Genomic DNA, 25,812 nt, shown 5'->3' on the forward strand with positions numbered 1-25,812 from the left:
GGCCCCACACCCGACTCACCACCCGGCCCGTCGCCCGAGCTCACGCCCGACCCACCACCCAACTCGCCGACCGGCCCCACACCCGATCCACCGCCCGGCCCGTCGCCCGAGCTCACGCCCGACCCAGCACCCAGCCCCACACCCGACCCACCACCCGATCTCACGCCCAACCCGTCGCCCGGCCCCACACCCGACGCGTCGCTCGACCCACTGCTCGGCCCCACACCCGACCCACCGCCCGGCCGGTTGCCCGACCTGCCTCCCGACCCTTCGCCCTTCCCACCGCCCGGAGCATCCCGAAGCTCAATCCGCACGACCTGCGCCTCAGCCACCACGCTCACCCGCAACCCCCCGGAGCCCGATCGAACGCGCGGATCACCAGAAAGCACCAACTCCACCCAGACAACCGCATTCCGCCCAGCCAACTCAGCAACCGGCCCAGTGGTTACCGCGTGCACCTTGATCGCGACTACGCCCGCCACAATCCCCGCGCAACAAAAGCTCCCAACCACAACGTTCCGCCACCGCCCAGCCACCCACAACCGCCGCCCACACCAAGCCACCCCAACCCCGACCGCCAGACAAACGCCACCCGTAACGGCCCCAACCAAAGGCGAACACCCCAACAAAACCAAAGCAACAATCCACACAGCCACCGCAGGCCCTACCAAGACCAACGAGTGACCGGCTGGAATACCATCCTCCTCGGCCTCCGGCACGGCCACTGGAATCCATCCTCCCGCCACCCGAATTAAATAGCCGCCGACAGGCGGAACGAAGACCAGACGTGTGACGGCCGCATCAGCCCACACCCTGAACCCAGCCAAGTAGCCCGAAACCCCAGCCAGGAAGCCCGATAAATCCGGCCAGTCATCCTGACAGAGCTCAATTGAAAGTCACCGTGAGCTATTCGGACTCGGCAACGCACCCTCGGGGGACGCGCTCTCATACCTCCCATTGCGTCCTCCGCACCATACTTCGATTGGTGTTGGACTAGGGAGATACTTTGTCTTTTATCTCGGCATACTTTCTTTCGCCGATGCCTGAGACTTCGCGTAATTGTTCGATGTTCTGGAAGCCGCCGTGGGTGTCGCGGTATTCGATGATGCGCTGGGCCAGGACCTCTCCGACGCCGGGGAGTTGTTCAAGTTGGTCGGCGGTCGCTGAGTTGAGGCTGAGGATGGTGGCGGATCCGGCGTCGGGTACGAAGTTGGAGCCGGGAGGGGCGGATTGGCCGACGATGATCTGTTCGCCGTCTACGAGGCGGCGGGCGAGGTTGAGTGAGCCGGGTTTGGCGCCCTTCTTTACTCCTCCCGCTGCGGTGATGGCGTCGACGACCCTTGAACCGGCGGGTAAGGCGAGTACGCCTGGCTCGCGGATCTTGCCCGTGATGTAAATGGTGACGCTGGACGTGGGTGAAGGGGTTGCTGGGGACATTCCGCCAGCGGGTGTGGGTGGGGACAATGGCTCGGGAACGGGTTGCGATCGCCAGGCGTAGATTCCGGCCACCACTGCGGCCACCACACCCAGCAGGATCAGTACACGCACGCCCGGACGCCCGGGGTCGAATCGTTCGCCGTCGCCGAACGCCCCTCGAAGGTGACTGCCAATCGTCCCGCTCGCGTTCTCTCGACGACCCACAAAATCCGCTCTTCTCGATCCATCCAGACGGTCTTCTTCGTCCTCCAGCGCGCTTCTGATACCGCCGGGATGGCCTATTTCTCCCCGAGTCGGAGGTGAAGCTCGGACGAATCCGTCGTAGGGTCGAATGCGATTCATAGGGTCAAATTCTCGCGAAGGTTCCTCACTATCGGATTGGGCTGGAACACCGAATGACGGAGGTGGCCCTGATGAAAGGAGTGAGGGGAGAGCAGGGGAATACGATGCAGCAGACGACACCCCAGGCGACATCACCGGCTGCCCTCCGGACGGCATCCCAGAGGAGATCGCAGAGGGCGGGGAGGCCGTGGGACTTGCTGAGGAAATCGTGAGCCTTGCTACTGGGTGTTCCGGTCGTTCTCGGTTACCCAAAGACGGAACAGCCAGGATGGGAGATGACATTGCGGGCAAAGGCAGGGCGTGAGCACGAGGATCGCGGGATGCGGCAGTCGCTACGGGCGATCTATGTATGGTGTGAGAGGTGAGTCGCTGAAGGCGAAATTCCACCGCGGCTTGTTCGGCTAGTTGCTGCTCCCTGGTTCCCACGGCAGAGAACTTAGAGCGCCGGACACACAGTCCGTGCGGCCGAGCGGCGTTCTGTGGATAGAGCGGCGCCATCCCCGGACGATTCTCCGGGAATCGGGCGTTATTTCACCTTTTCGACGAGAGCACGGGTCAGAAAGACCAGCACGGCCGCCGTGACCGCGTCCGAGGCGGGCCGGCGACTGGTCAGAAAGACCTGCGCAACAGGCTCACGGTTGGGGGGAGATGGTTACTGCCAGCATTCCGGGGCCGGTGTGGGCGGCTATTGCGGCGCCTACCTCGACTGTCAGCATGCGGTTGAGTTTGGGGATGCGGGCGGTGAGGTGGGTGGCCAGGGTGTCGGCCTGGGTGGGGGTGGCGAGGTGTTGGATCGCGACGTTCACCAAGGTGTCGCCGGCGGCGGAGGTGGCCAGGTCTTCGAGGCGGGCTAGGGCGCGGGTGGTCGTCCGTACCTTTTCGAGGAGGGTGATGGAGCCGTCGGTGAGTTGGAGGAGGGGTTTGATGGCGAGGGCGGCGCCGAGCAGGGTGGCGGCGGGGCCGATGCGGCCGCCTCGGCGGAGGTAGTCGAGGGTGTTCACGTAGAAGAAGCTTTGGGTGGTGGCGGCGGTGGTTCGGGCGGTGGCGGCCACCTCGGCGAGGGTGGCGCCCTGGGCGGCGGCGGACGCGGCGGCGAGGACGGGGAAGCCGAGGCCCATCGCGATGGATCGGCTGTCGATCACTTCGACGGGGATGAGGGCGTCGTTGGCGGCGATCCTGGCGGCGTCGAGAGTGCCGGACATTTCGCCGGAAAGGTGAACTGAGGCGATTCCGGTTGCCCCGTGGGCGGCGGCGGCCTCGTAGGCGTCCGCGAAACGCTGTGGGGCGGGACGGGAGGTTGTGACGGGTTGCCACTCCTGTAGCGCCGTCGCGACGCCCTCAGCGTCGATCTGAGGGCCGTCGTCGAACTCGCGGCCACCGATGATCACTTGCAGGGGGACGACCGTTATGCCCCACCTGGCGGCCTCAGCGGGCTCCAGGTAGGCCGAGGAGTCCGTAACCACGACGACCGACATGCCGAGAGATTACCCAGCCCGTGAGCCCTACTCGCGAAAGCGACACGGGCGATCATGACCGGACGCACGGCTGACCGGTAGCCCAGGCAAGCGAGGAGTTACTGGACCGGTGTGCCGCCGCGCCACACTCGGCGGGGCTTGAGGCCGAAGGCCCAGGCGAAGGCGCCTTCGTGGTCGGCGTCCCACTGGACGATGTCGGCCAGGCGGCCGGGGGCGAGGACGCCTCGGTCGGGTGCGCCGAGGACCTGGGCGCCGCCCAGGGTGGCGGCGCGGAGGGCGTCGCCGACGCTCATGCCGAAGGCGGCCACGGCCAGGCTGATGACCAGGGCCATCGAGGTGATGCCGCAGTGGCCGGGGTTGTGGTCGCTGCCGAGCGCGATCGGCACGCCCTGCCCGATCAGGCGGCGGACCGGCGGGAGCGTGCCGTGCGCGAGGGCGGTGCCGGGGCAGACCACGGCGGGAACGCCGTAGCGGGCCATCAGCGCGATGTCCTCGTCGGTCATGTGGTGCAGCAGGTCAGCGGAGGCGCAGCCCATCTCGGCGGCCAGCTGCACGGCACCGCGCTTGCTGTACGCACCGGCGTGAACGCGAGGCAACAGGCCGACATTGCGGCCGGAAGCCAGCACCCAGCGGGCCTCGTCCGTACTGAAATGACCGTCGTCGCAGTACACGTCCACGCTGTCGGCGCCAGCGGCGGCGGCATCGGCGCACCACGCGGCGACGGCCTCGACGTAGTCGCGCTGGCGGCCGAAGTACTCCGGCGGCACGACGTGCGCGGCCAGGAACGTGACGTGTACCCGGGGCATCATCGGCTCCTTCTCCAGCTCACGGAGAAGGCGCACATCGGCCAGTTCGCCATCACGGGTCAGGTGATAGCCGGTCTTGGCCTCGACCGTCGTGGTGCCGCTGAGCAGCCATTCGCGCAGGCGTTCGCGGACGCCGTTGCAGAGCGTCCACGGGTCGGTGCCGCGGGTCACGGTGACGGTGGAGCCGATGCCGCCGCCCGCCGCGGTGATCGCCGAGGCGGAGGAGCCGCCGGAGCGCATCGCCATCTCGGCGTAGCGGTTGCCCGCGTACACCGGGTGGGTGTGGGCGTCGATCAGGCCGGGCGTGACGAGCGCGCCGCCGAGGTTCTCGACGTGGTCGACATCGGTGATGTCGTCGACGACGCCCGGGACCGATTGCGGCAGGTCGGCGGCACGGCCGACCCAGGCGATGCGGTCGTTGTGGACCAGGATCGACGCGTTGCTGCACACGTCGTGGCCGGTCCAGAGGCGGCCGATATTGGTGAGAAGGCGAACGGTCATCCGACCACCATCCGTGACGACGTCCCTGAGGACGCCACGGAAGCCCAGCTCGTGGGCGCCGCGCCCGCTGGGTCCGCTCCGTGTCCGGACGTCATTGGGGGGTCTCCTGCTCTCATCGCGCACCGGGTTGTGCGATGACCGGATCACCGAGAGGGTTACCTCGGCGATTTCAGTTCAGTTACGTTATTTCACAGGTCGGCTCGCTGTACAGGGTTATTGAGAAGAACGCCGGTTCGCCTCCTTGGCATCCGGTTGACCCGTCCTTCTCCCCCGTCACGTCCGAGTCCGTCATTCCAGCTCAGACTCGGCAAACGCACCCGCACCCCAGGTGTAACAGCACTCACAGGTGTCATCGTGTGTACCCGCGCAAGATTGTCGCGTAAGGCTTGGCTTATCCTAGCAACGCCGACCCCCGTGAGCCAGTGTCGTTTTCCTTCCGCTTTAGGGCTGGCTTCCCCAAATTCTCCGATTTGTCACCTTTACGTCGTCCATTGAAACCTGTTCTAGGTGGGCTTCAGGCTCGCGGTCATGATCCTGGATCGGTTCGATCCTGTCGCTGCGGCGACCCCCGCGATTTCGGCGGACGCGCAGCTCAGCGGGTTGTGGCGGGCGTCACACCGGGTCGGGTACGGAGTATCCGCGCGACGGGGCCGAGTCAGGTGAAACGGGACGCCTGGCCGGACATCCCGCCGTGATCGTCAACCGCGCCGCGTCCGTTTTTGGACACCGGCCGTTCCTGCCTGGAGAACGCGTTTCAGTCCCACGCTAGGAGGCGCATGTACCGAGTGGTGCAGTGGACCACCGGAAACGTCGGCCGAAACACCCTGGCCGGGATCACCGCCCGGCCCGATCTCGAACTGGTCGGCTGCTACGTCTCCGACCCGGCCAAGATCGGCCGCGACGCGGGCGAGCTCGCCGGGCTCCCGCCGACCGGGATCAAGGCCACCAACAACGCCAAAGCCCTGCTCGCGCTACGTCCCGACTGCGTCGTCTATACCGCCATGGCCGACACGAGAATCTTCGAAGCCCTCGACGACCTGACCACAATCCTCCGGTCGGGCACCAACGTCGTCTCCAGCGGCCCCGTGTTCCTGCAGTTCCCCGACGGCTCCCTGGACGCCTCGATCCGCCTGGCCGCCCACGAGGGCAACGTCTCCATCTGGGTCAACGGCATCGACCCCGGCTTCGCCAACGACTGGCTCCCGCTCTCCGGCATCAGCGAACGCATCGACGAGATCCGCTGCCTGGAAATCCTGAACTACGGCACCTACGACCAGCGCACTGTCCTGTTCGACCTGATGGGCTTCGGCAACCCCCTCGACGAAACGCCCTTCCTACTCCAACCAGGCATCCTCACCATGGCCTGGGGCAGCGTCGTCCGCCAGATCGCCACCGGCCTGGACCTCACCCTGGACACCATCGAGGAACACCACACCCGCCTCCCGGCCCCCGAAGACTTCGACATCACCGCCGGAAAAATCCAGAAAGGTACGGCTGCCGCCCTCCGCTTCCAGCTCCACGGCATGCACCGGGGCCGCCCCGCCGTCGTCCTGGAACACGTCACCCGCCTCCGCGACGACCTCGCCCCCGACTGGCCGCAACCCGCCGGCCAGGGCTGCTACCGGGTGATCGTCACCGGCGAGCCCAACTACACCCTCGACCTCCAGCTCCTCGGCGCCGACGGCGACCACAACACGGCCGGCCTGAAGGCCACCGCCATGCGCCTGGTCAACGCCATCCCCACCGTGATCAACTCACCCCCGGGCCTGCTGACCGCCCTCGACCTCCCCTTGATCACCGGCCGGGGCCTCGTCTCCTGAAGCCCAACCGCTCCTCACCGTTATCCGGCGCCGTTTACCTCCACCCCACTTCTCGCCGCACCGGCGCCAAGAGCGCCCGAGTGGCTTCGGAAAGCCCTCATGGGCAAGCGTGTGCCTCCGCTTGCCAGGTAGGGCAGGCGGAGGCACACACTGTGGGAGGGGCTATACGGTTTCTACCGGTTTGGCGATGCGGTCGAGTTCGAAGAAGAGGCTCGGGAGGACCCGGGCGTGCAGGATCGTTCCGTCGCCGGTGTGTTCGATGGAGAGCACCTCGCCCTCCTTGTGCGCGCGGGCCACCAGGTCACCACGGTCATACGGGACCAGGATATGGACCTCGTGGGCGAGGTGCGGGAGCTCGCGTTCGATCAGCTCCATCAACTCGGGGATGCCCGCGCCGGTACGGGCCGACACCACGATGCTGTGCCGTTCCCGCATGGTGAGGCGGGCCAGCACCACCGGATCGGCGGCGTCCGCCTTGTTGATCACCACGATCTCCGGAATGTCCCCCGCGCCGGAGATCTCGGAGAAGACCTCCCGTACCGCCGCGAGCTGGGATTCCGGGTCGGGGTGGGAACCGTCCACGACGTGCAGGATCAGGTCGGCGTCGCCGACCTCCTCCAGGGTGGACCGGAACGCCTCCACCAGCTGATGCGGAAGATGCCGGACGAATCCCACGGTGTCGGCCAGCGTGAACAGGCGGCCCTCGGGCGTGCGCGCCCGCCGTACCGTCGGATCGAGCGTGGCGAACAGGGAGTCCTCCACCAGGACGCCGGCGCCGGTCAGCCGGTTCAGCAGCGAGGACTTGCCCGCGTTGGTGTAGCCGGCGATGGCCACCGCGGGGACCTCGCGCTGCTGCCGCCGGTGCCGCTTGGTGTCGCGGGCCGTCGACATCTCCTTGATCTGCCGCCGCAGTTTGGCCATCCGCTCGCGGATCCGCCGCCGGTCCAGCTCGATCTTCGTCTCACCGGGGCCACGGCCGCCGATGCCGACGCCGCCCGCGGCCCGGCCGCCGACCTGGCGGGACAGGTTGCCACCCCAGCCGCGCAGGCGGGGCAGCAGGTACTGCAGCTGGGCGAGCTCGACCTGGGCCTTGCCCTCCCGGCTCTTCGCGTGCTGGGCGAAGATGTCGAGGATCAGCGCGGTCCGGTCGATGACCTTGACCTTGGTGACCTCCTCCAGCTGGCGCAGCTGGCTGGGTGTGAGCTCGCCATCGCAGATCACGGTGTCGGCGCCGGTGGTGGAGACGATGTCGCGGAGTTCGGTGGCCTTGCCCGACCCGATGTAGGTGGCCGAGTCCGGCGTGTCGCGGCGCTGGATCAGGCCTTCCAGGACTTCGGATCCGGCGGTTTCGGCCAGGAGCCTGAGCTCCTGCAGCGAGTTCTCCGCGTCGAAGGCCGAGCCGCTGGTCCACACTCCCACCAGGACGACCCGCTCCAGCCGGAGCTGGCGGTATTCGACCTCGGTGATATCCGTGAGCTCCGTCGAGAGACCCGCGACGCGTCTGAGCGCCTGACGCTCCTCAAGTTCGTAGTCGCCGATGTCCTCTGGCTCTTTGCGCATATATGTCATCTCTACTAGACCAACAGTCCGACACCGTGGTGTCTTCCCTTCGATGGTGGCATGACACCCAAAGATCGCGCACCCCATAATCGGGCCGGGTGATCGGCCCAAGTCGATACCCAGTCAGCTCCAGCTCAGCGGCAATCGGGCCGGACCACGATGCTCGGCATGGATGACTTCAGCAAATCGATCAGGGGGCGGGTCCTCCGTCCGGGGGATGACGACTTCGCGGCGGCGCTCCAGCCGTGGAACAGGGCCGTGGACCAGAGTGGAGTCAGGGCCGTGGTGACGCCGGAGGATGCCGACGACGCGGCGGCGGTGGTCCGGCACGCGCGGCTGGCCGGATTGTCGGTCGCGGCCCAGGCCGGCGGGCACGGCGCGAGCGCCGGATTGAACGGTGAGATCCTGCTGCGCACCAGCCGCCTGCGCGAGGTGCGAGTACGGCCCGACGAGCGGATCGCCCGGGTCGAAGCCGGCGCGCTCTGGGGCGAGGTCTTGCAGGCCGCCGCCAAACACGGCCTGACCGGCCTGGCGGGCAGCTCCCCGGTGGTCAGCGCCACCGGATTCCTGCTCGGCGGCGGCCTGAGCTGGTACAGCCGCAAGCACGGTTTCGGGGCCGGCAGCGTGCGCGCCCTCGACGTGGTGGACGCGGACGGCGTGCGGGCCAGGGTCACGGCCGACTCCGATCCCGAACTGTTCTGGGCCCTGCGCGGCGGTGGCGGTGACTTCGCCCTGGTCACCGCGGTCGAGATCGACCTGTTCCCGGCCCCGGCCCTGTACGGCGGCCGCCAGCTCTGGCCCGCCACCCAGGCCCCCGCCGTCCTGGACGCGTTCCGCCAGGTCACCGCGTCCGCCCCCGAGGAACTGACCGTCTGGTTCACCCAGATCCAGTTCCCGCCCTTCCCCGAACTCCCCGCCCCGCTCCGCGGTCTGGCCGCCGTCGCCGTGGACCTGACCTTCCTCGGCGGCGAGGCCGACGGCCGGGCCCTGTCGGCCGTGTTCGACGCGATCCCCGGCCGGATCCTGGACACCAGGGGCATGCTCAAGCCCGACGAGATCGGCACGATCTGCAACGAGCCGACCGAGCCTGGCGCGGCGCTGATGCGCGGCCACCTGCTCACCTCGCTCGACGACGAGGTGGCGGCCGCGGTCCTGGGCGCGGCCGGTCCGCCGCTGGTGAGCGTTCAGGTCCGCCATCTGGGCGGCGCGCTCAGTCGTCCTTCCGCGGCGCCCGGCGCGTTTGGGCACCTGGCGGAGCCGTACCTCATGGGGATGCTGGGTGTGGTCCCGGTGCCCGAGGTCGCGGACGCCGTCCGGGCCCGGCACGCGGAGCTGGAGCGGCTGTTCGCGCCGCACACGACCGGCCGCAAGCCCTTCACTTACCTGAGTTACGGCGAGAAGGCCGGCGCGGCCTTCCCGGCGGACGCGCTGGCCCGGCTGCGCGACATCAAGCGCGGCCGTGACCCGCACGGGGTGTTCCGGAGCAACCACTCGGTGCTCGACTGACGTCAGACCAGGACCTTGGCGTCGCCGGAACCGGTCTTGATGAAGATCTTCCTGGCGGCGGCGGGGTCCTGGGTGACCTGCACGGTCTGCTCGCCCGAGCCGGTTTCCATGGTGACGTGGTAGGGGCCCTTGGGGACGTGCACGATGCCTTCGCCGGAGCCGGTGGAGACCTCGGTCTGGTCGGGGGCGCTGGTGAACTTGAGCTGGACGTCGCCTGAGCCGGTCTTGGCGACGGCGGTCCTGGCGGTCAGGCCGGTGGCCTCGATGTCGCCGGAGCCGGTGGAGACGTCGAGCGGGCCGGTCAGCGAGCGCAGGGTGATCGTGCCGGAACCGGTGTCGACCGTCACGTTGAGGCCGCGGGGGACCTCCACCCGGTAGTCGATGGCGCAGTCGGAGCAGTCGTAGGACAGTTCCAGGGTGTCCCCGGAGACCCGGTGCCCGTCGGTGGGCTTGTCGCCCCGGTAGTGCAAAGTTTCGGTGACCTTGACGCCGCTCCGGTCGGACTCGCTCACGACGACGTCGCCGGAACCCGCGTCCACGACGAGGGAACTCACCTTGTCGCTGACGTCGTAGTCCTCCACGCTCTGCGTCCTGCCGAAGTTCAGGTCCATGCCACAGCTGGTGAGAACCAGGGTCGATCCGATGACCGCGCCCGCGAGGGTCAGGTTCCTTTTCATTCTCATGACTTGATTCTGCGGATTTCCCGAGGCTGAGCCCATCGGGGATACCCCCGAGCACCCCCTGAGGCGACCCTCACGTTGACCCTTGAAAACCGATGAAGTAGCGTCGATTCCACGTAATAGAAGTGGTTTTCCATATTATGGAAAGGGATGCCGTTTATGGAGATCAAAGGTCCGATGCTGGAGCGGTTCGACGAGGTCCTCACTCCGGCGGCCCTCGAATTCGTCGCTACCCTGCAGCGCGAGTTCGACGCCCGCCGGCGGGAACTGCTGGACGCCCGGCAGGTGAGGCAGGCCGATCTGTCGGCCGGGGGGACGCTGGACTTCCTGCCGGAGACGGCGGAGATCCGGGCCGGGCAGTGGCGGGTGGCGCCGCCCGCGCCGGGGCTGGCGGACCGCCGGGTGGAGATCACCGGGCCGGTGGACCGGAAGATGACCATCAACGCGCTGAACTCGGGCGCCAAGGTGTGGCTGGCGGACTTCGAGGACGCCAACTCCCCCACCTGGGACAACACCGTCAACGGCCAGCTCAACCTGCGGGACGCGCTCGATCGGACCATCGATTTCGAGAGCGGCGGCAAGGCGTACCGGCTGAAGGACGACGCGGAGCTGGCGACGGTGGTGGTCCGGCCGCGCGGGTGGCATCTGACCGAGAAGCACGTCACTTTGGACGGCGAGCCGCTCGCGGCGGCGCTGTTCGACTTCGGGCTGTACTTCTTCCACTGCGCGCGGCGGCAGATCGACAAGGGTAAGGGGCCGTACTTCTACCTGCCGAAGATGGAATCCCATCTGGAGGCGCGGCTGTGGAACGACGTGTTCGTCCGGGCCCAGGAGCTGCTCGGCATCCCGCAGGGGACGATCCGGGCGACCGTGCTGATCGAGACCTACCCGGCCGCGTTCGAGATGGAAGAGATCCTGTACGAGCTGCGCGACCACTCCGCCGGCCTCAACGCGGGACGCTGGGACTACCTGTTCAGCGTGATCAAGAAGTTCCGCACCCGGGGCCGGGAGTTCCTGCTGCCCGAGCGGAACGCGGTCACGATGACCGCGCCGTTCATGCGCGCCTACACCGAACTGCTGGTGCGCACCTGCCACAAGCGCGGCGCGCACGCCATCGGGGGAATGGCGGCGTTCATCCCGTCCCGCCGGGACCCCGAGGTGAACAAGGTCGCCCTGGAGAAGGTCCGCGCCGACAAGACGCGCGAATCCGGCGACGGCTTCGACGGATCCTGGGTCGCCCACCCGGACCTGGTGCCGATCTGCCGGGAGGTGTTCGACTCGGTCCTGGGCGCGCGCCCGAACCAGCTGGACCGGACGCGGGAGGACATCAGCGTCAGCGCCGCCGAGCTGCTGGCGGTCTCCAAGACGCCGGGCGAGATCACCGAGACCGGGCTGCGGAACAACGTCGAGGTGGCGCTGCGGTATCTGGCGGCGTGGATGGGCGGCAGCGGCGCGGTGGCGATCCACAACCTGATGGAGGACGCGGCGACGGCCGAGATCTCGCGCTCCCAGATCTGGCAGTGGATCAGGAGCGAGATCCGGCTCGCCGACAGCGGCGCGATCGTCACCAAGGAGCTGGTGGAGCGGATCATCGCCGAGGAGCTGGCCGGCATCGCGGCCGAGCCGGGCTACGACGAGGAGCGGTTCGCCCAGGCCACCGCCCTGTTCAAGGAGGTCGCGCTGGACGATGACTTCGCCGAGTTCCTCACCCTCCCCGCGTATGCCCGTATGCCGTGAAGTGAGCGAAGATGGCGGTATGAGGGAGTGCGATGGTTGACCAGCTCACGGGCCGGTTGCGGGAGGTGCTGCCGGACGAGGCGGTGATCACCGACCCGGTCCGGCTGCGCACCTACGAGTGCGACGGCCTCACCTACCATCGGGCCACGCCCGGCGTGGTGGTGCTGCCGGAGACCGCCGAGCAGATCGCCGCCGTGGTACGGCTGTGCCAGGAGTTCCAGGTCCCGTTCGTGGCCCGGGGCTCCGGCACCGGCCTGTCCGGCGGCGCGCTCCCCCGCTCGGACGGCGTGCTGATCGTGACCTCGCGGATGCGGCGCGTGCTCTCCGTCGACCTGGACGCCCGCCTCGCCGTGGTCGAGCCGGGGGTGACCAACCTGGCGATCACCGAGGCGGTCAGGGACGCCGGGTACTACTACGCGCCCGACCCCTCCAGCCAGCAGATCTGCTCGATCGGCGGCAACGTCGCGGAGAACTCCGGCGGCGCGCACTGCCTCAAATACGGCTTCACGGTCAACCACGTGCTGGCGGTGGAGCTGGTCACCCCGGACGGGGACATCGTGGACCTGTCCGCCATGGACGCCGGATACGACCTGCTGGGCGCGTTCATCGGCTCCGAAGGCACGCTCGGCATCGCCACCAAGATCACGGTACGGCTGTCGCGGACTCCGGAGGCCGTCACGACCATGCTGGCCGCCTTCACCACGATCGAAGGCGGCGGCCGGGCCGTGTCGGCGATCATCGGGGCCGGGATCGTGCCCGCCGCCATCGAGATGATGGACGCGCTGGCCATCGAGGCGGCCGAGGCCGCGGTGAAGTGCGAGTATCCGGCCGGCGCGGGCGCCGTGCTGGTGGTGGAGCTGGACGGGCCGGAGACCGAGGTCGAGACGCAGTTCGCGCAGGTCGAGCGGATCTGCCGGGAGGCGGACGCGTTCGAGATCCGGGTGGCCGCGTCGGCGGAGGAGCGGGCGGCGATCTGGAAGGGGCGCAAGTCGGCGTTCGCGGCGGTGGGGCGGATCAGTCCGGCGTACATCGTGCAGGACGGGGTCGTGCCGCGGACCGCGCTGGGTGAGGTGCTGGCCGGGATCGACCGGTTGCAGGAGGAGTTCGGCATCCGGGTGGCGAACGTGTTCCACGCGGGCGACGGGAACCTGCATCCGCTGGTGCTGTTCGACGACGGCGTGGCCGGGGAGGGCGAGCGGGCCGAGATCGTGAGCGGGCGCATCCTCGACCTGTGCATCGAGCACGGCGGTTCGATCACCGGCGAACACGGCGTCGGCGTCGACAAGTCCCGATATATGCCGAGAATGTTCACGGACGAGGATTTGGACACGATGCAGCTGGTGCGGTGTGCCTTCGATCCGGGGAATCTGTCCAATCCGGGCAAGGTGTTCCCGACGCCGCGGCTGTGCGGTGAGGTGCCCGTGGTGCGCAAGGGTCCGCATCCGTTCGAGGCGGAGCTGCTCTGATGCCGCAGGACGCGCTGGCCAAGACCGGGGTGACCATCCGGCCAGCCGACGCCGGCGACGCGGTCGCCGGGGTTCAGCCGACCTGGGTGGCGCTGCCGGAGTCCACGGAGGAGGTGGCCGCGCTGCTCCGGGTCGCCGCGGAGCACGATCTCGCGGTCACGCCGGTGGGCGGGGGCACCAAGCTCGACTGGGGGCCGCCGCCGGAGCGCTGCGACCTGCTCGTCGACCTGTGCTGCCTGAACGAGGTCCTGGAATACGCCGCCGGTGACCTGGTCGTCCGCGTACAGGCCGGAATCACCCTCGAAGCGCTCAACCGGCATCTCGCCCCGCAGAACCAGGAACTCGCCCTGGACATCCCCGTTCCCGGCACCACCGTCGGCGGCCTGCTCGCCACCGCCCTCTGCGGCCCGCGCCGGTTCCGGTACGGCGCACCCCGCGACCTCATCATCGGCATCACCGTGGTCCTGGCCGACGGCACGATCGCCCGCTCCGGCGGCAAGGTCGTCAAGAACGTGGCCGGCTACGACCTGGGTAAACTCTTCACCGGCTCGTACGGCACGCTCGGCGTCATCACCGAAGCGACCTTCCGCCTCCACCCCCTCCCACCCCACCGCCGCTGGGTGACCACCAAGACCGGCCCGGATCTGGGCGCCCTGGCCGTCCAGCTGGCCCGCTCCCAGACCGAACCTTCCGCCATCGAACTCGACTGGTCCTCCGGCTCCCCCGACTGCACCCTCGCCCTCCTCTTCGAAGGCGCCTCGGCGGCCTCCCGGGCTGCGGCCATCCCGATCACCCCCCAACCCGAGACCTCCGACGACCCGCCCACCTGGTGGAACAGACTCCCCGACGGACCCACCCTGCTGGAGCTCCGCGTCCCCCCGGGCAGCGTGGGCACCCTCGTCCGTGAAGTAACCTCGGCCCCGATGACCGGCCACGCGCTGCGCGGCTCGGTCGCGAGCGGCGTCTTCCACCTCGCCGTCCCGGACACGCGCCGATTGCCCGCGCTCCGGGACCGGGTGGAAGCCCTCGGCGGACGGCTGATCGTGCTCTCCGGCCCGGACGGCGGAGCCGGCCGATGGGGGACGATCAGCGCGCTCGATCTCATGCGGCGGGTCAAAGCGCGGTTCGATCCGGACCGGCGGATGTCTCCCGGACGTTTCGTAGGAGGGATCTGATGGACCCCGAGCTGATCAAGGACTGTGTGCACTGCGGGTTCTGCCTGCCGACCTGCCCCACCTACGTGCTGTGGGGCGAGGAGATGGACTCCCCTCGCGGCCGGATCAACCTCATGCAGCAGCACGTCGAAGGCACCCCGCTCACCCCCGAGATGGCCGGGCACTTCGACGCCTGCCTGGGCTGCATGGCCTGCGTGACCGCATGCCCGTCTGGCGTGCAGTACGACCGCCTGATCGAGCAGACCCGCGCCGAGGTCGAGCGCGTCCACGTCCGCACCCCCCACGAACGCGCCATCCGCGGCATGGTGTTCGCCCTGTTCCCGTACCCGCGCCGGTTGCGCCTGCTCAAACTCCCGATGCGCCTGGCCGGCCGGCTCCAGCCCTTCCTGGCCCGGGTGAACCCGTCGCTCGGCGCGATGGCCGAACTCGCTCCCCCGCCCACCCGCCGTGTCCGCCTGCCCAGACGAGTCCACGCCCGCGGCCCTTGGCGGGCCACCGTCGGCCTGCTCACCGGCTGCGTCCAGGGCGAGTTCTTCCCCGGCGTCAACGCCGCCACCGCCCGCGTCCTGGCCATGGAGGGCTGCGACGTCGTCATCCCCGCGGGCCAGGGCTGCTGCGGCGCGCTCTCCCTGCATTCCGGCTACGACGCCAGGAAGTTCGCCAAACGCACCATCGCCACCTTCGAACGCGCCGGCGTCGACACGATCGTGGTGAACGCGGCCGGCTGCGGCTCCACCATGAAGGACTACGCCGAGATCCTCGCCGACGAACCCGAGTGGGCCGCCAGAGCCGCCGCGCTCAAGGTCCGTGACCTGGCCGAATACCTGGTCGAGCTGGGCCCGGTCGCGAAACGGCACCCGCTGGACCTGACGGTGGCCTACCACGACGCCTGCCATCTCGCCCATGCGCAGAACATCCGCAAACAGCCCCGCGAGCTGCTCAACGCCATTCCCGGTCTCACGTTGCGGGAGGTCGCGGAGTCGTCGATCTGCTGTGGTTCCGCCGGGACCTACAACCTGTTCCAGCCCGAGGCAGCCCGCGAGCTCGGCGACCGCAAGGCCGAGCGGGTCAGGGCGACGGGCGCCGACCTGCTGGTCTCCGCGAACCCCGGCTGCACGATGCAGATCACGGCCTCGATGCGGCGCGGCGGCGAGGAACCGATCCCGGTCGCGCACACCGCCCAGGTCCTGGACGCCTCGCTGCGCGGCACGGCGGTCACCGGATGAGTGTGCAGAGTGTAGACCGGGCTCTGGACATCCTGGAGGCACTGGCCGATCAGGGCGGTGAGGCCGGCCTGTCGGAGATCGCCGCCAGGACTGGCCTTCCTTACGGGACGATTCACCGCTTACTGCAAACCCTGCTGAATCGCGGGTACGTGCGGCAGGAGTCCGATCGGCGATACGCGCTGGGCGGTTCGCTGGTGCGCGTCGGCGGGGTGGCCGAGGGCATGGTGGGCGGGTGGGCGGAGCCGTACCTGACGAAGATGGTGGAACTGTCCGGTGAGACGGCCAACATGGCGGTGCTTGAGGGCGATTTCGTGGTGTACGTCGCGCAGGTGCCCTCGCCCCGGCGGCTGCGGATGTTCGCCGAAGTGGGGCGGCGGGTGCTGCCGCACAGCACGGCCGTCGGGAAGGTGCTGCTCGCGGATCGGGCGGACGCGGCGGCCGTGTTCGGGCGGACCGGGCTGCCCCGGCGGACCGAGCACACGATCACCAGCGTGGAGCGGATGCTGGCCGAACTGGCCGCGGTCCGGGAGTGCGGGTACGCGATGGATCTCGGCGAGGAGGAGCTGGGCGTGCACTGCCTGGCCGTGCCCGTCTCGGACGGAGACCGGGTGGTGGCCGGGATGTCGGTGTCAGGGCCCGCCGAGCGCATCGACGCCCTGGACCGCGACGAACTGGCCCGAGGGTTGCGAAAGATCGCCGACGATTTCGGCGCGGAAGCCTTCGGGTCCGGTAGGTAGGCTGCAAACCATGTGCAGAAGCATCAAAACCCTTCGCCCGCCCTTCACCGACGAGGTCACGGACGACGACGTCCGCGCGGCGGCCCTCCAGTACGTCCGGAAGATCTCCGGCTTCCGCGCCCCGGCGGCCCACAACGCCGCCGCCTTCGACGAAGCCGTGGCCGCCATCACCGCGGCCAGCGCCGCCCTGCTGGCCTCGCTGGAAGTCCGCGGCGCGCGGTCAGCCTAGGCGCACTGGTCGAGCATCGTCGTTTTGTCGGGCTCGGTGACCGGGAGGTCGTATTTCAGGGCCACCTGGGCGAAGCGGACGGCGTACGAGCAGCGGATCTTGCGGGTGGGCGGGAGCCAGGAGGCGGGGCCCGAGTCGCCCTTGGAGGCGTTCATGGAACCGTCGACGGCGAGCAGGTTGAGCGGGTCGTTGCTGATCTGCTTGCGTTTGGCGTCGGTCCAGCGGGACGCGCCCATCTGCCAGTCGTAGGAGAGCGGCATGATGTGGTCGATCTGGATCTCGGAGGCGTCGGCCTTCAGCCAGTCGACCGTCTGCTCGGTGTACGGATCGTAGATCGTCATCTCCACGACCACGCAGTCCGACCCATCGCGATATTTCAGCTTTTTGCCGTCGCGCTGGAGGATGTCGTTGCGGGTGTCGCAGCCGTTGCGCGCGAACGGGATGTCGTCCGCGTTGTCCGCCCAGGCGTACCCGAACTCGTCGCGGTCGTAGCCGGTCTTCGGGCCCCTGCCCTTCGTGGCGACCTTCTCGATCAGCTCCCGGGCGGCTTCGCGGTCCTTGTCTGAGCTGATCGGAGCCAGCCCCGGCTTGGTGCCGTCCGGATTGTCCAGTGGGTTGGTGCCGAGCGCTTTGCCGGTCGCCTCGCGCTCACCGCTCGATTCCGCGGGCGGATCGAGCCCGAGGTCCTGCGCGTCCAGCTGCCCGCACCCGCCTAACAGGACAACCGCCATGATCGTCCCGACGATCGCCTTCCGCACCGCTACCCCCAGGTCATGAAATTACCAACCTAGGTATAGCAAATGCCCATAAATCCAGCCGTTATCGCTAACTCGGGCAAATGGGGCGGAGATGTGATCAGGATGCCGCCGTCGACCGGCGGGACGGCTGCCCGCCCGCGCCGGGGCGAACGAAAAGAAGCCCCGGACAATACCCGTCCGGGGCCTCCTTCGTGACTTCTACAGGCCGTACTCCTTGACGATGCGCTCGTGCCGTTCGGCTTCGACGCCGACCTCACGGGACAGGTCCAGCCAGGCCAGCGGGTGCACCCACTGCTCGGTCGCGTCGTCCAGCACCGCGTCCAGCTCGGCGGGCTCCACCGACGGCGGGATCGCGATCCAGCCGAACACGCCCTGCATCGGCTCGCCCGTGCCCGGGTGGGTGACCTTGTAGCCGTCGTCGCTGTAGACCCACATCGGCCAGCCCCGCTCGGCCAGCAGCTCGTTGAACTCGGTCCACTCCGCCTCGCCGGGCGCGGCGCCGTCGAAGAACCAGCTGGTGTAGCCGCCGGGACGGAGGATGGAGATGCCGGCGAACGGGATCACGAAGTTCTCGCGCTCCTCCTCGGTGTCCGGGATCGGCTCCAGCGGGCGCGGGTCCACCACGACGATGTCGCCGGCGTTGTACTCCATGCCACGCGGCTGCGGAATGGCCAGCCGCGCGGTCGCCGGGCCGGTGCGGACCGCCAGCACCTCGCGCTGGCTGCCGTCGGGCGCGGGCAGGATGGCGCGGATCAGGTGCCACTCCTCCTCGATCGGCCCCTCGGTGGTCTGCAGCGGCATGCCCAGCTTGGCCGCGCCCTCGCGGACCAGCGCCCAGTCCTCGGTGGCGGTGGCCAGCACGATGACGCGCCAGATGTCCTCTTCCTCGCCCTCGGCGCCCTCCGCCAGCACCGGCTTGAGGATGTCGGCGGCGGTCGCGTTGTCCCCCTGGTGCTGCACGGCGGCCGACCACAGGCGGCGGCCCTCCAGCCCGGCCCCGCCCAGCACGGCCTGCTCGGCCTCGACCGAGGTCTCCTCCCAGCGCTCCCTGGCCCGGTAGAGGCGGGCCAGCGCCAGGTGCGACTCCGGCGAGGTGAGCCGGGCGGCCAGCTCCACCACCCGGTCGTCCTGCTCGGCCTCGATCAGCAGCCCGGTCAGGTAGGCGATGTCCTCCTCGTCCGCCTGCCCAGGATCGGCGTCCTCGACGATCATCTTCCAGTAGATCTCGGCGCCCACCGGCGCATACCCCAGGAAGCCCAGGGTCGTGGTGTGCCGCCGGGTCGTCTCCAGATCCGTGCCGGAGCGCCGCCACAGCCACCCCACCCATCGCTCCGGATCCGCGGTACGGCCGTCGGCCGCGTCGAAGTAGGCGACCAGCTCGTCGGGCGGACCGGGTAGCGGCACGACCGGTGCCGCGTCGGCGGCGGCGCGCAGTTCGGCGATCCGCTCCGGCAGCCCCTCGCTGGAGGCCAGCTCCGGCAGCACCGCCTCGGCCAGCTTGGCCAGCTCGCGGGCCTGCCAGGTGCCCTGCCGGGCCAGCGCCAGATGCCCGGCGGTCAGCGCCAGCTCCACCTGGGCCCGATGGCCGCCCATCGTCTCGAAGTAGCTCATCCACTGCCGGATGACGCGGCCCAGCTGCCAGCTGTTGGCGATCGAGGCGCCCGCCGCCAGCTTCCTGACGACCTGCGACCACTCCACCCACTCGCGCGGGTGCTCGCCGACCACGTCGAGATCGGGCAGCGACTCGACCGCCGGCTCGATCCGGCCCAGCTCGGCCAGGATGCCGGCGTGCAGCAGGCCCTCCCGGCGCGACTTGGCGACCGGGTCGTCCGGCTTGAAGCCGGTCGCGGCGTGCAGCGCGGCCAGCGCGTCCTCACCCCGGCCCACCGCCAGCAGCGCCCGCGCGGACACCGCGGCCAGTTCCCAGGAGGCCTCCCTGCCCACGCCACGCAGCCGCTCCACGGCCGCCTCGGCGTAGGTGACGGCCTCGGCCGGCTTGCCGTTGTCCAGCAGCGCCGCCACATACTGCGTGGTCAGCCCGGAGAAGGCGAGCGAGTCCGGGCCGACCGTGCCGAGGGCGCGGCCGAGGATGGCCAGGCGCTCATCCGCGTAACCGGGCCCGTCCGTGTTGGCCAGCGTGATCGCCAGCGCCTCCGCCGCGGCCGAGGCGGCCGGGCAGTCGCTGACGTCGGAGCGCTGGGCGAACTCCGCGAGTTCCCGCGCGTCCGCCAGGGCGACCGCGCCGTTGGCCCGGTCACCGACCCGGCCGATCACATGCCAGTATCGAGCGAAGAGCTCCAGCCACGGCTGCTCCAGCTCCTCCGCCTGCTGAGCGACGGCCGGGGCCACGACGTCGAGCTGGCCGTATCGCCCCTCCAGCGCCTGCGCGGGCACGTCGCCCAGCGCCATCGCCAAACCGGCGTTTCCGGCTTCATGCAGTTGCCGCTGGGTGCCACCGACCCATGACCAGATGTCCACGTCCATGGGCAGCCAGTCTGCCAGGTCGCCGACCATGCCCCAAACGCGTACACGCCTGTGCCGAACCCATCCGTCCCAAGAGACGGATACGCCCCCAAATGCCGTGTTTCTCGACGCTTTTCGGACTAAATCGGGATGTCGTGGTAGTCGCCGGTGGCGACCAGCGTGGCGGGGCCGGTGAGGTAGCTGGTGTCCCGGTCGAGAGTGATCTTGAGGCTGCCGCCCAGGACGCGGACCTTCCAGACGCCCGTCGTCTCTCCGGCGGCGTGCGCGGCCGCCACGGCGGTGGCCACCGCGCCGGTGCCGCAGGAGCGGGTCTCGCCGGAGCCGCGCTCGTAGACGCGCATCGAGACGGCGTGGTCGCCGACCGGGTTGATCAGCTCGATGTTGACGCCCTCGGGGTAGACCGCGCGGTCATAGCGCGGCTGGGCGGCCAGGTCCAGTTCGGTGACCGGGTCGTCGATCACGCAGGCCAGGTGCGGGTTGCCCATGTTCACGTGGAGCCCGCGATACTCCCGCCCGTTCAGCCAGGCGCGGCTCTCGCCGAACACCTTGGGGCTGCCCATGTCGACGGTGACGTCCCCGGCCGTGCCGAGCCTGACCCGCTTCACCCCGTTCCTGGTGGCGACGCCGAACTCCCCCGCCTCGGCCAGGCCCGTGTCGACGAGGTAGCGGGCGAAGACGCGGGTGCCGTTCCCGCACATCTCGGCCAGGCTGCCGTCCGCGTTGCGGTAGTCCATGAACCATTCGGCCTGGGCGGCTTGTTCCTCCGCCTCGGGCACGAATTTGGTCGGCACGACACGCAGCACGCCGTCGCCGCCGATCCCGGCGCGCCGGTCGCACAACCTGGCCACCAGCGCCGCGGGCAGGTCCAGCCGCCCTTCGAGATCGGGCAGGAGGACGAAGTCGTTCTCCGTCCCATGACCCTTCACAAACCGCATGTCACCAGCCTAGCGGCCTGATCGACAAGGTCTGCTGCGCCGGCGGTGAGCCAGCGCACCCGCGGATCGCGGCGGAACCAGGACTCCTGCCTGCGCGCGAATCTCCGGGTCGCTCTGACGGTCTCAGCGCGCGCTTCCTCCTCCGACCACTCGCCGTCGAGAAGGCGCAGCACCTGCGCGTAGCCGAGCGCCCGGCTGGCCGTCAGCCCGCCCGCCAGGCCCGCTTCCCGGAGGGAACGGACTTCGTCCACGAACCCGGCCGCCCACATGCGGTCGACGCGGAGCTCAATGCGGCGGTCGAGTTCCGGGCGCGGGATTTCGACGCCGATCTGGACGCTGGGGTAGACCGAGTCATAGGACGGCATCGTGGCGGAGAAGGGGCGGCCGGAGAACTCGATGACCTCCAGGGCGCGGACGATGCGGCGGCCGTTGGTGGGCAGGATCGCGGCGGCGGCGACCGGGTCAGCCTCGGTCAGCCGGGCGTAGAGGACGGCGGGGCCCGCGTCGGCGAGTTCGCCCTCCAGGCGGGCTCGGATCTCGGGGTCGGTGCCCGGGAATTCCAGGTCGTCGAGGGCGGCCCGGATGTAGAGGCCAGAGCCGCCGACCAGGATCGGGACCACGTCCCGCTTGCGCAGGTCGTCGATGAGCGGGCGGACGAGTTCCTGGTACTCGGCGACGCTTGCCGTCCGAGTAATGTCCCATACGTCTAGTAAATGGTGCGGTATACCTTTTCGTTCGGGGATGGTCAGCTTCGCCGTACCGATATCCATTCCTCGGTAAAGCTGCATCGAGTCGGCGTTGATGGCCTCGCCGCCCAGCCGTAGCGCCAAATCCACGGCCAGATCGGACTTTCCGGCCGCCGTGGGCCCCACGACGGCGATCACTGGTAGTTGCCCCACCAGGTAAGTGTCCCAAGCTCCCGGGTAACAATTAGTCGTACGGTGCCACGTCGCGCCGTGAAACGGGGGAATTCAAGATGTCGATCTTCGACAAGGCCAAGAGCGTGCTCAGGGGCCACTCCGACAAGGCGGAGGACGCCGCCAACAAGGGTGTCGACAAGGCGGCCGAGGTCGCCAAGGAGAAGACCGGCGGCAAGTACGACGAGCACATCGACACCGCCGGCACGAAAGCCAAGGAGATGACCGACCGGATCGACGGCCAGTCCGGCTGACCGCCCGCTCACGGCGCCAGCCACAACATACGGGGGGCACAATGTCGTTCTTTGACAAGGTACGGGAGATGTTCGGCGGCGCCGAAGGCAAGGTGCGGAACGTCCCCACGCAGACGAAGAGCACCGGCGAGAACGCCATGGGCCAGATGCGCCAGGGCGCGGACAACGCCAGGGACCGGGCCGGCAGCATGAAGCAGGACGCCCAGGCCAAGTCCAGCGGCATGCGCGACAAGGTCGAGGACAAGGTCATGGACGGCATCGACAGCGCCGCCGCGGCGGCCGACCGCGCCACCGGCGGCAAGTACACCGAACAGATCAACAGAAGCGCCGACGCCGCCCGCAGAGCCGCCGACAAGATCGACGGCGAACCCGGCTAACCCACCCACCACCGGAGCCGCCTCCCACCGGGGCGGCTCCCGCTGTGCGTCCAACCAGCCCGATCACCACCAACGGTCCCGCAGAACGCGCCCAACCAGCCCAGCCGCTCCTCGCGCGATATGGGTCTCAGAGCCGCCGATCCCGCGCGATGCGAGTCTCAGAGCCACCAACAGGATGGCCGAGCTCCTTTGGCGCCGGTGCGGTGAGAACCATCATCTGCGTGAACGGCGCCGGATAACGGCGAGCAGCCCGGCGACTCTCTCATTCCCCAGGAATACGACGGCTGGAGAGACATCAGTGCTGGCGTTACCGGCGATCACCGTCATGACTGCGAGGACTCGGAGACGGACGATAACGTCACCGATGGATCTTCTCTAGAAGAGCGCCAGCGGCAGATGGCCCTCGTGGGTGAGCAGCCATCGTTTCGATTCCACCCCGTCGCCGCCGCTGAACCCGCCGAGTCCATCGCCCGCGACGACGCGATGGCACGGCACGATGATCGGAATCGGATTGCTTCCCATGATCGATCCGATTCCCCTGGCCGGGACGCCCGTTTCGTTGGCCAGGTCGCCATAGGTGACCACTTTTCCGAACGGCACGGACTCGTGGAGTAACCCGAGAACCCGGCGCTGGCTTCTTGACGTCAGCCGCCAGTCCACCGGTGACGCGAACTCCCGCAGGTCTCCCGCGAAGTAGGCCTCCAGTTCCGCCCGCACCGCGCTCACCCGAGCCTCATCCGCCGCGACCGGCAGCCCCAGCCGCGCGGCGAACCGTTCCCGAACCCGCTCGGAGTCCTGGAAGCTCATCCCCGCGACACCCACCGGAGTGACCGCGACGAGCACGTCCCACAACTCGGTGGCAACACTCGCAAAGGCAACCGTCTCAGCCATGCCCCCATTCTCCGCCCCGCCACCGACAGTTTCGCCGCCCGAGACGCAGAGAGACCCGTGCGGAATACCGCACCGCACGGGCCTGTCTGAGGCTGGCCTTTCCCGATCCCGCCCTCACGAAACATCCCCGGCCGGCGTCGTCGGATTCGATATCAGTGGAACAGGCTTGTAGTGATTACATCCTTGTTCTACGAGGCTGCGTCGATTGGAGGGCATCATGGGGACCGCTTCGACCAGGGCCGATACGCGAATGATGGGGATCGTGCACGGCGCGCTGTGCCGCGATCTTGAGCGGGCTCGGGCGGCGCTGACTGCCGAGCCGTACCCGCGAGATCGGCGGAGGCGGGCGGTCGGCGAGCACGTGGTGTGGATGATGGAGTTCCTTCACGCCCACCACACCGGTGAGGATGAGGGCCTCTGGCCGATCGTGCGGGAGCGCAACCCCGCGGCGGGTCCGTTGCTCGACTCGCTGGACGCCGACCATCGTCAGATCGAGCCCGGGATCGCGAGGCTGAAGGCCGCCGGACTGCGGTATGCGGCCACCGACACCGACGAGCCCCGGGTCGAGGTCATCGCGGCTCTGGACGCGCTGACGAGCGGGCTCCTGCCGCATCTGGAACGCGTGGTCGAGCTGGCGATGCCGGTCGTGTCGGCGAGTATCACGCAGGCGGAGTGGAAGGCGTGGGGGCAGAAGTACTACGTGAGAACGAAGTCGTTCGCCGAGCTCGGGATCGAAGGGCACTGGCTGCTCGACGGCCTGGACAGTGAGGGCCGCCGGCTCGTCGTGCGGCAGGTCCCGGCCGTCCCGAGGTTCATCCTGCTGCGTGGATTCGCCGGCAAATACCGGCGTCAAGCCGCCGCGCGATGGGGCGCGGACATTCCCGGGACCAATGGATGACCTCGGAGCCCGGACCGCGTCGTCCCTATCGATCGCCCCGCCGTGCCCAGCAGGCTGCGGAGACCCGGGCTGCCGTGCTCACCGCGGCCGCGCAGACGTTCGGTGCGCGCGGCTGGACCGGGACCGGGATGCGCGACGTCGCCCGTGCGGCGGGCGTGTCGGTCGAGACCATGTACGCCCACTTCCGGTCCAAGAGCGACCTGCTGATGGCGGTGCTCGACGTCACCATCGTCGGCGACGCGGAGCCGGAGCCGCCGCGCGAACGCCCGGAGTTCGCCCCGCTCGCGGCCGGGACGCGACAGGAGCGGATCGACGGCGGAGCGCGCCTGCTCGCGGCGATCCACGAACGCACCGCCCGGGTGTACCTCGCGCTCCGGGAGGCCGCGGCGGCCGACGCCGAGCTTGCCCGGCGACTGCGCGGAAGCGAGGAACGCCGGCGGAACGACCTGGCGCAGACCATCACGATCGCCATCGGTCGCGCGCCGACCATCGAGGAACGCGACGGGCTGTGGGCCGTCCTGTCCCTTGAGGTGTACCAGATGCTCACCAGCGGGTCCGGCTGGACGCCGCAGCAGTACCAGACCTGGCTGGCCAGTGCCATCGACCGGCTGCTCGGCGAGTGACAGTACGGCATTTCCGTCAGCTTCAATCAGCGAAAGAGGTCCGCCATGGCGGCGAATCGGAGCATCGCCCGGTCAGGCCGAACGGAGGTGACCGTCGACGCGCCGGTTGACGCGGTCTGGCGAGTCGTCTCCGACGTCACCCGGGCCAGCGAGTGGAGTCACGAATGCCATCGGGTCACCTGGCTACCCGGAACGACCAAGGCCGCACCGGGCGCGCGGTTCCGCGGAAGCAACCGATCGGGCCGGCTCCAGTGGAGTCGAGTATGCGAGATCTTCGCCTTCGACGCACCCCGCGAGATCGCCTGGCGCACCGTCCCCACCACCCTTCAGCCGGACAGCACCGACTGGCGTATCACCCTTGAGCCGACCGGCGACCAGACCCGCATCGTGCAGACCTTCCAGGTGACCAGCATGCCCCGCTGGCTCGACTGGATCCTGACGAGGATGAACCCACTGCACATCGACCGTGCCGAAGCACTCACCGACGACCTGGCCCGAATCGCAACGATCGCAGCCGCCAGCCCACACCGCACCGACCCGAAGCCGTCGACCACGACCAGCTGAACCCGAGTCGAAGTTCGGCCACGACACACGCTTTCTTGGCGTCGGCGCGGTGAGGACGATCGCGGGCGTGAACGGCGCCGGAGGACGGCGATCAGCGCGGCGGCTCGCTCATTCCGTGAGAAGTTCTTACCCGAGTCGGGTCCGCCAGTGGGGCCCGAGATGGGCGTCCCTATGGGCGGAATGCTTCAGGGCGGGTGCGTTGGTGCGCCCGCCCTGAAGTGGGTGTTCGTGAGCTTGCCGTGTGAAGCCTGGACAGCAATGGCCTTTCCCGACCGGGTGTCACACGACGAGGTGGGGGTTAGTAGCCGCCGACCGGGCCTGCGGGGTCTACCGCGCCGGCGCCGTTGCCTCGGTCGATTTCGTCGATGTTCTCGTTGGGGGCGGTGGTGGGGCGGGGTTTGGTGGTTGAGGGGG

The 25,812-nt window shown here is 69.1% G+C and carries 23 protein-coding genes; 13 read left to right on the top strand and 10 right to left on the bottom strand.

Annotated elements, in window-relative coordinates:
* Positions 1 to 993 precede the first annotated feature (993 nt).
* The 3 genes from Acor_RS42635 to hutI form a co-directional block, all read right to left on the bottom strand.
* The gene (locus tag Acor_RS42635; RefSeq protein ID WP_170317303.1) at positions 994 to 1,548 is read right to left on the bottom strand and encodes a ComEA family DNA-binding protein; all 555 of its coding nucleotides are present in this window, start codon (positions 1,546 to 1,548) and stop codon (positions 994 to 996) included.
* Positions 1,549 to 2,411: 863 nt separating this feature from the next.
* Positions 2,412 to 3,254 carry a DegV family protein gene (locus tag Acor_RS38445; protein WP_155341698.1) on the bottom strand — a complete coding sequence of 281 codons (843 nt, stop codon included), beginning with the start codon at positions 3,252 to 3,254 and terminating at the stop codon, positions 2,412 to 2,414.
* 98 nt (positions 3,255 to 3,352) lie between these two features.
* Positions 3,353 to 4,561 (bottom strand): imidazolonepropionase, encoded by a 1,209-nt coding sequence (gene hutI / locus Acor_RS38450; RefSeq protein WP_155341699.1) that lies wholly within the window; start codon positions 4,559 to 4,561, stop codon positions 3,353 to 3,355.
* A gap of 776 nt (positions 4,562 to 5,337) precedes the next feature.
* Here hutI and Acor_RS38455 point away from each other — a divergent pair.
* A complete protein-coding gene (locus Acor_RS38455) occupies positions 5,338 to 6,381 on the top strand; it encodes an NAD(P)H-dependent amine dehydrogenase family protein (protein WP_155341700.1) in 1,044 nt (347 codons plus the stop codon).
* A gap of 162 nt (positions 6,382 to 6,543) precedes the next feature.
* Here Acor_RS38455 and hflX read toward each other — a convergent pair whose 3' ends face one another.
* Positions 6,544 to 7,941: a GTPase HflX gene (gene hflX, locus Acor_RS38460; protein WP_246239720.1), complete on the bottom strand. Its 1,398-nt coding sequence runs from the start codon at positions 7,939 to 7,941 to the stop codon at positions 6,544 to 6,546.
* Positions 7,942 to 8,109: 168 nt separating this feature from the next.
* Between hflX and Acor_RS38465 the strand changes: the two genes are divergently transcribed.
* Positions 8,110 to 9,447, top strand: a complete 1,338-nt coding sequence (locus tag Acor_RS38465; RefSeq protein WP_308805717.1) for an FAD-binding oxidoreductase — start codon at positions 8,110 to 8,112, stop codon at positions 9,445 to 9,447.
* A gap of 2 nt (positions 9,448 to 9,449) precedes the next feature.
* Here Acor_RS38465 and Acor_RS38470 read toward each other — a convergent pair whose 3' ends face one another.
* A complete protein-coding gene (locus Acor_RS38470) occupies positions 9,450 to 10,166 on the bottom strand; it encodes a DUF4097 family beta strand repeat-containing protein (protein ID WP_155341703.1) in 717 nt (238 codons plus the stop codon).
* A 111-nt stretch (positions 10,167 to 10,277) separates the two neighbouring features.
* Here Acor_RS38470 and aceB point away from each other — a divergent pair, with 111 nt between their 5' ends.
* From aceB to Acor_RS38500, 6 genes are read left to right on the top strand one after another with little or no spacing between them, the layout of a single operon-like run.
* Entirely contained in the window at positions 10,278 to 11,864 is a 1,587-nt protein-coding gene (aceB, locus tag Acor_RS38475) for a malate synthase A (protein WP_155341704.1), read from the top strand.
* Positions 11,865 to 11,896: 32 nt separating this feature from the next.
* Positions 11,897 to 13,330 carry an FAD-linked oxidase C-terminal domain-containing protein gene (locus tag Acor_RS38480; protein WP_155341705.1) on the top strand — a complete coding sequence of 478 codons (1,434 nt, stop codon included), beginning with the start codon at positions 11,897 to 11,899 and terminating at the stop codon, positions 13,328 to 13,330.
* Positions 13,330 to 14,505, top strand: a complete 1,176-nt coding sequence (locus tag Acor_RS38485) for an FAD-binding oxidoreductase (protein WP_155341706.1) — start codon at positions 13,330 to 13,332, stop codon at positions 14,503 to 14,505. The genes Acor_RS38480 and Acor_RS38485 overlap by 1 nt, the downstream gene beginning before the upstream one ends.
* Positions 14,505 to 15,731: a (Fe-S)-binding protein gene (locus Acor_RS38490; RefSeq protein ID WP_155341707.1), complete on the top strand. Its 1,227-nt coding sequence runs from the start codon at positions 14,505 to 14,507 to the stop codon at positions 15,729 to 15,731. Before Acor_RS38485 ends, Acor_RS38490 begins: the two co-directional genes overlap by 1 nt.
* A complete protein-coding gene (locus tag Acor_RS38495) occupies positions 15,728 to 16,468 on the top strand; it encodes an IclR family transcriptional regulator (RefSeq protein ID WP_155341708.1) in 741 nt (246 codons plus the stop codon). The genes Acor_RS38490 and Acor_RS38495 overlap by 4 nt, the downstream gene beginning before the upstream one ends.
* A gap of 10 nt (positions 16,469 to 16,478) precedes the next feature.
* A complete protein-coding gene (locus Acor_RS38500; protein ID WP_155341709.1) occupies positions 16,479 to 16,697 on the top strand; it encodes a DUF2277 family protein in 219 nt (72 codons plus the stop codon).
* On the opposite strand, the gene Acor_RS38505 is transcribed toward Acor_RS38500, so the two are convergent.
* The 4 genes from Acor_RS38505 to miaA all read right to left on the bottom strand — a co-directional run bounded on the left by Acor_RS38505 (position 16,694) and on the right by miaA (position 21,773).
* A complete protein-coding gene (locus Acor_RS38505) occupies positions 16,694 to 17,455 on the bottom strand; it encodes an HNH endonuclease family protein (RefSeq protein WP_246239723.1) in 762 nt (253 codons plus the stop codon). The two genes, Acor_RS38500 and Acor_RS38505, sit on opposite strands and share 4 nt — an antisense overlap.
* 198 nt (positions 17,456 to 17,653) lie before the next feature.
* Entirely contained in the window at positions 17,654 to 19,969 is a 2,316-nt protein-coding gene (locus tag Acor_RS38510) for a tetratricopeptide repeat protein (protein ID WP_155341710.1), read from the bottom strand.
* 89 nt (positions 19,970 to 20,058) lie between these two features.
* The gene (gene dapF, locus Acor_RS38515; RefSeq protein ID WP_155341711.1) at positions 20,059 to 20,874 is read right to left on the bottom strand and encodes a diaminopimelate epimerase; all 816 of its coding nucleotides are present in this window, start codon (positions 20,872 to 20,874) and stop codon (positions 20,059 to 20,061) included.
* Positions 20,862 to 21,773, bottom strand: a complete 912-nt coding sequence (gene miaA, locus Acor_RS38520) for a tRNA (adenosine(37)-N6)-dimethylallyltransferase MiaA (RefSeq protein ID WP_155341712.1) — start codon at positions 21,771 to 21,773, stop codon at positions 20,862 to 20,864. The genes dapF and miaA overlap by 13 nt, the downstream gene beginning before the upstream one ends.
* A gap of 77 nt (positions 21,774 to 21,850) precedes the next feature.
* Between miaA and Acor_RS38525 the strand changes: the two genes are divergently transcribed.
* The gene (locus Acor_RS38525) at positions 21,851 to 22,045 is read left to right on the top strand and encodes an antitoxin (protein WP_155341713.1); all 195 of its coding nucleotides are present in this window, start codon (positions 21,851 to 21,853) and stop codon (positions 22,043 to 22,045) included.
* A gap of 41 nt (positions 22,046 to 22,086) precedes the next feature.
* On the top strand, positions 22,087 to 22,422 hold the full coding sequence (locus Acor_RS43760; protein WP_218034752.1) for an Rv0909 family putative TA system antitoxin: 336 nt from the start codon (positions 22,087 to 22,089) through the stop codon (positions 22,420 to 22,422).
* A gap of 375 nt (positions 22,423 to 22,797) precedes the next feature.
* Here Acor_RS43760 and Acor_RS38535 read toward each other — a convergent pair whose 3' ends face one another.
* Positions 22,798 to 23,313 carry a methylated-DNA--[protein]-cysteine S-methyltransferase gene (locus tag Acor_RS38535; RefSeq protein WP_155341714.1) on the bottom strand — a complete coding sequence of 172 codons (516 nt, stop codon included), beginning with the start codon at positions 23,311 to 23,313 and terminating at the stop codon, positions 22,798 to 22,800.
* 217 nt (positions 23,314 to 23,530) lie between these two features.
* On the opposite strand from Acor_RS38535, the gene Acor_RS38540 reads away from it, so the two are divergent.
* The 3 genes from Acor_RS38540 (at position 23,531) to Acor_RS38550 (ending at position 25,398) form a co-directional block, all read left to right on the top strand.
* Positions 23,531 to 24,211 carry a hemerythrin domain-containing protein gene (locus Acor_RS38540; RefSeq protein ID WP_170317305.1) on the top strand — a complete coding sequence of 227 codons (681 nt, stop codon included), beginning with the start codon at positions 23,531 to 23,533 and terminating at the stop codon, positions 24,209 to 24,211.
* The gene (locus tag Acor_RS38545; RefSeq protein ID WP_170317306.1) at positions 24,208 to 24,834 is read left to right on the top strand and encodes a TetR/AcrR family transcriptional regulator; all 627 of its coding nucleotides are present in this window, start codon (positions 24,208 to 24,210) and stop codon (positions 24,832 to 24,834) included. Before Acor_RS38540 ends, Acor_RS38545 begins: the two co-directional genes overlap by 4 nt.
* A gap of 87 nt (positions 24,835 to 24,921) precedes the next feature.
* The gene (locus Acor_RS38550; RefSeq protein ID WP_170317307.1) at positions 24,922 to 25,398 is read left to right on the top strand and encodes an SRPBCC family protein; all 477 of its coding nucleotides are present in this window, start codon (positions 24,922 to 24,924) and stop codon (positions 25,396 to 25,398) included.
* Positions 25,399 to 25,812: the final 414 nt, after the last annotated feature.

This window comes from Acrocarpospora corrugata (genome assembly GCF_009687845.1).
Taxonomy (GTDB): domain Bacteria; phylum Actinomycetota; class Actinomycetes; order Streptosporangiales; family Streptosporangiaceae; genus Acrocarpospora; species Acrocarpospora corrugata.

Excerpts from the sequence above, each read along its gene's own strand:
- aceB (WP_155341704.1), top strand. The coding sequence starts at position 10,278 with ATGCCGTTTATGGAGATCAAAGGTCCGATGCTGGAGCGGTTCGACGAG.
- Acor_RS38525 (WP_155341713.1), top strand. The coding sequence starts at position 21,851 with ATGTCGATCTTCGACAAGGCCAAGAGCGTGCTCAGGGGCCACTCCGAC.
- Acor_RS43760 (WP_218034752.1), top strand. The coding sequence starts at position 22,087 with ATGTCGTTCTTTGACAAGGTACGGGAGATGTTCGGCGGCGCCGAAGGC.
- hutI (WP_155341699.1), bottom strand. The coding sequence starts at position 4,561 with ATGACCGTTCGCCTTCTCACCAATATCGGCCGCCTCTGGACCGGCCAC.
- Acor_RS38480 (WP_155341705.1), top strand. The coding sequence starts at position 11,897 with ATGGTTGACCAGCTCACGGGCCGGTTGCGGGAGGTGCTGCCGGACGAG.
- Acor_RS38455 (WP_155341700.1), top strand. The coding sequence starts at position 5,338 with ATGTACCGAGTGGTGCAGTGGACCACCGGAAACGTCGGCCGAAACACC.
- Acor_RS38445 (WP_155341698.1), bottom strand. The coding sequence starts at position 3,254 with ATGTCGGTCGTCGTGGTTACGGACTCCTCGGCCTACCTGGAGCCCGCT.
- Acor_RS38495 (WP_155341708.1), top strand. The coding sequence starts at position 15,728 with ATGAGTGTGCAGAGTGTAGACCGGGCTCTGGACATCCTGGAGGCACTG.
- dapF (WP_155341711.1), bottom strand. The coding sequence starts at position 20,874 with ATGCGGTTTGTGAAGGGTCATGGGACGGAGAACGACTTCGTCCTCCTG.
- Acor_RS38485 (WP_155341706.1), top strand. The coding sequence starts at position 13,330 with ATGCCGCAGGACGCGCTGGCCAAGACCGGGGTGACCATCCGGCCAGCC.
- Acor_RS38465 (WP_308805717.1), top strand. The coding sequence starts at position 8,110 with ATGGATGACTTCAGCAAATCGATCAGGGGGCGGGTCCTCCGTCCGGGG.
- Acor_RS38540 (WP_170317305.1), top strand. The coding sequence starts at position 23,531 with ATGGGGACCGCTTCGACCAGGGCCGATACGCGAATGATGGGGATCGTG.
- hflX (WP_246239720.1), bottom strand. The coding sequence starts at position 7,941 with ATGCGCAAAGAGCCAGAGGACATCGGCGACTACGAACTTGAGGAGCGT.
- Acor_RS38490 (WP_155341707.1), top strand. The coding sequence starts at position 14,505 with ATGGACCCCGAGCTGATCAAGGACTGTGTGCACTGCGGGTTCTGCCTG.
- Acor_RS38500 (WP_155341709.1), top strand. The coding sequence starts at position 16,479 with ATGTGCAGAAGCATCAAAACCCTTCGCCCGCCCTTCACCGACGAGGTC.
- Acor_RS38510 (WP_155341710.1), bottom strand. The coding sequence starts at position 19,969 with ATGGTCGGCGACCTGGCAGACTGGCTGCCCATGGACGTGGACATCTGG.
- Acor_RS38470 (WP_155341703.1), bottom strand. The coding sequence starts at position 10,166 with ATGGGCTCAGCCTCGGGAAATCCGCAGAATCAAGTCATGAGAATGAAA.
- Acor_RS38545 (WP_170317306.1), top strand. The coding sequence starts at position 24,208 with ATGACCTCGGAGCCCGGACCGCGTCGTCCCTATCGATCGCCCCGCCGT.
- Acor_RS38535 (WP_155341714.1), bottom strand. The coding sequence starts at position 23,313 with ATGGCTGAGACGGTTGCCTTTGCGAGTGTTGCCACCGAGTTGTGGGAC.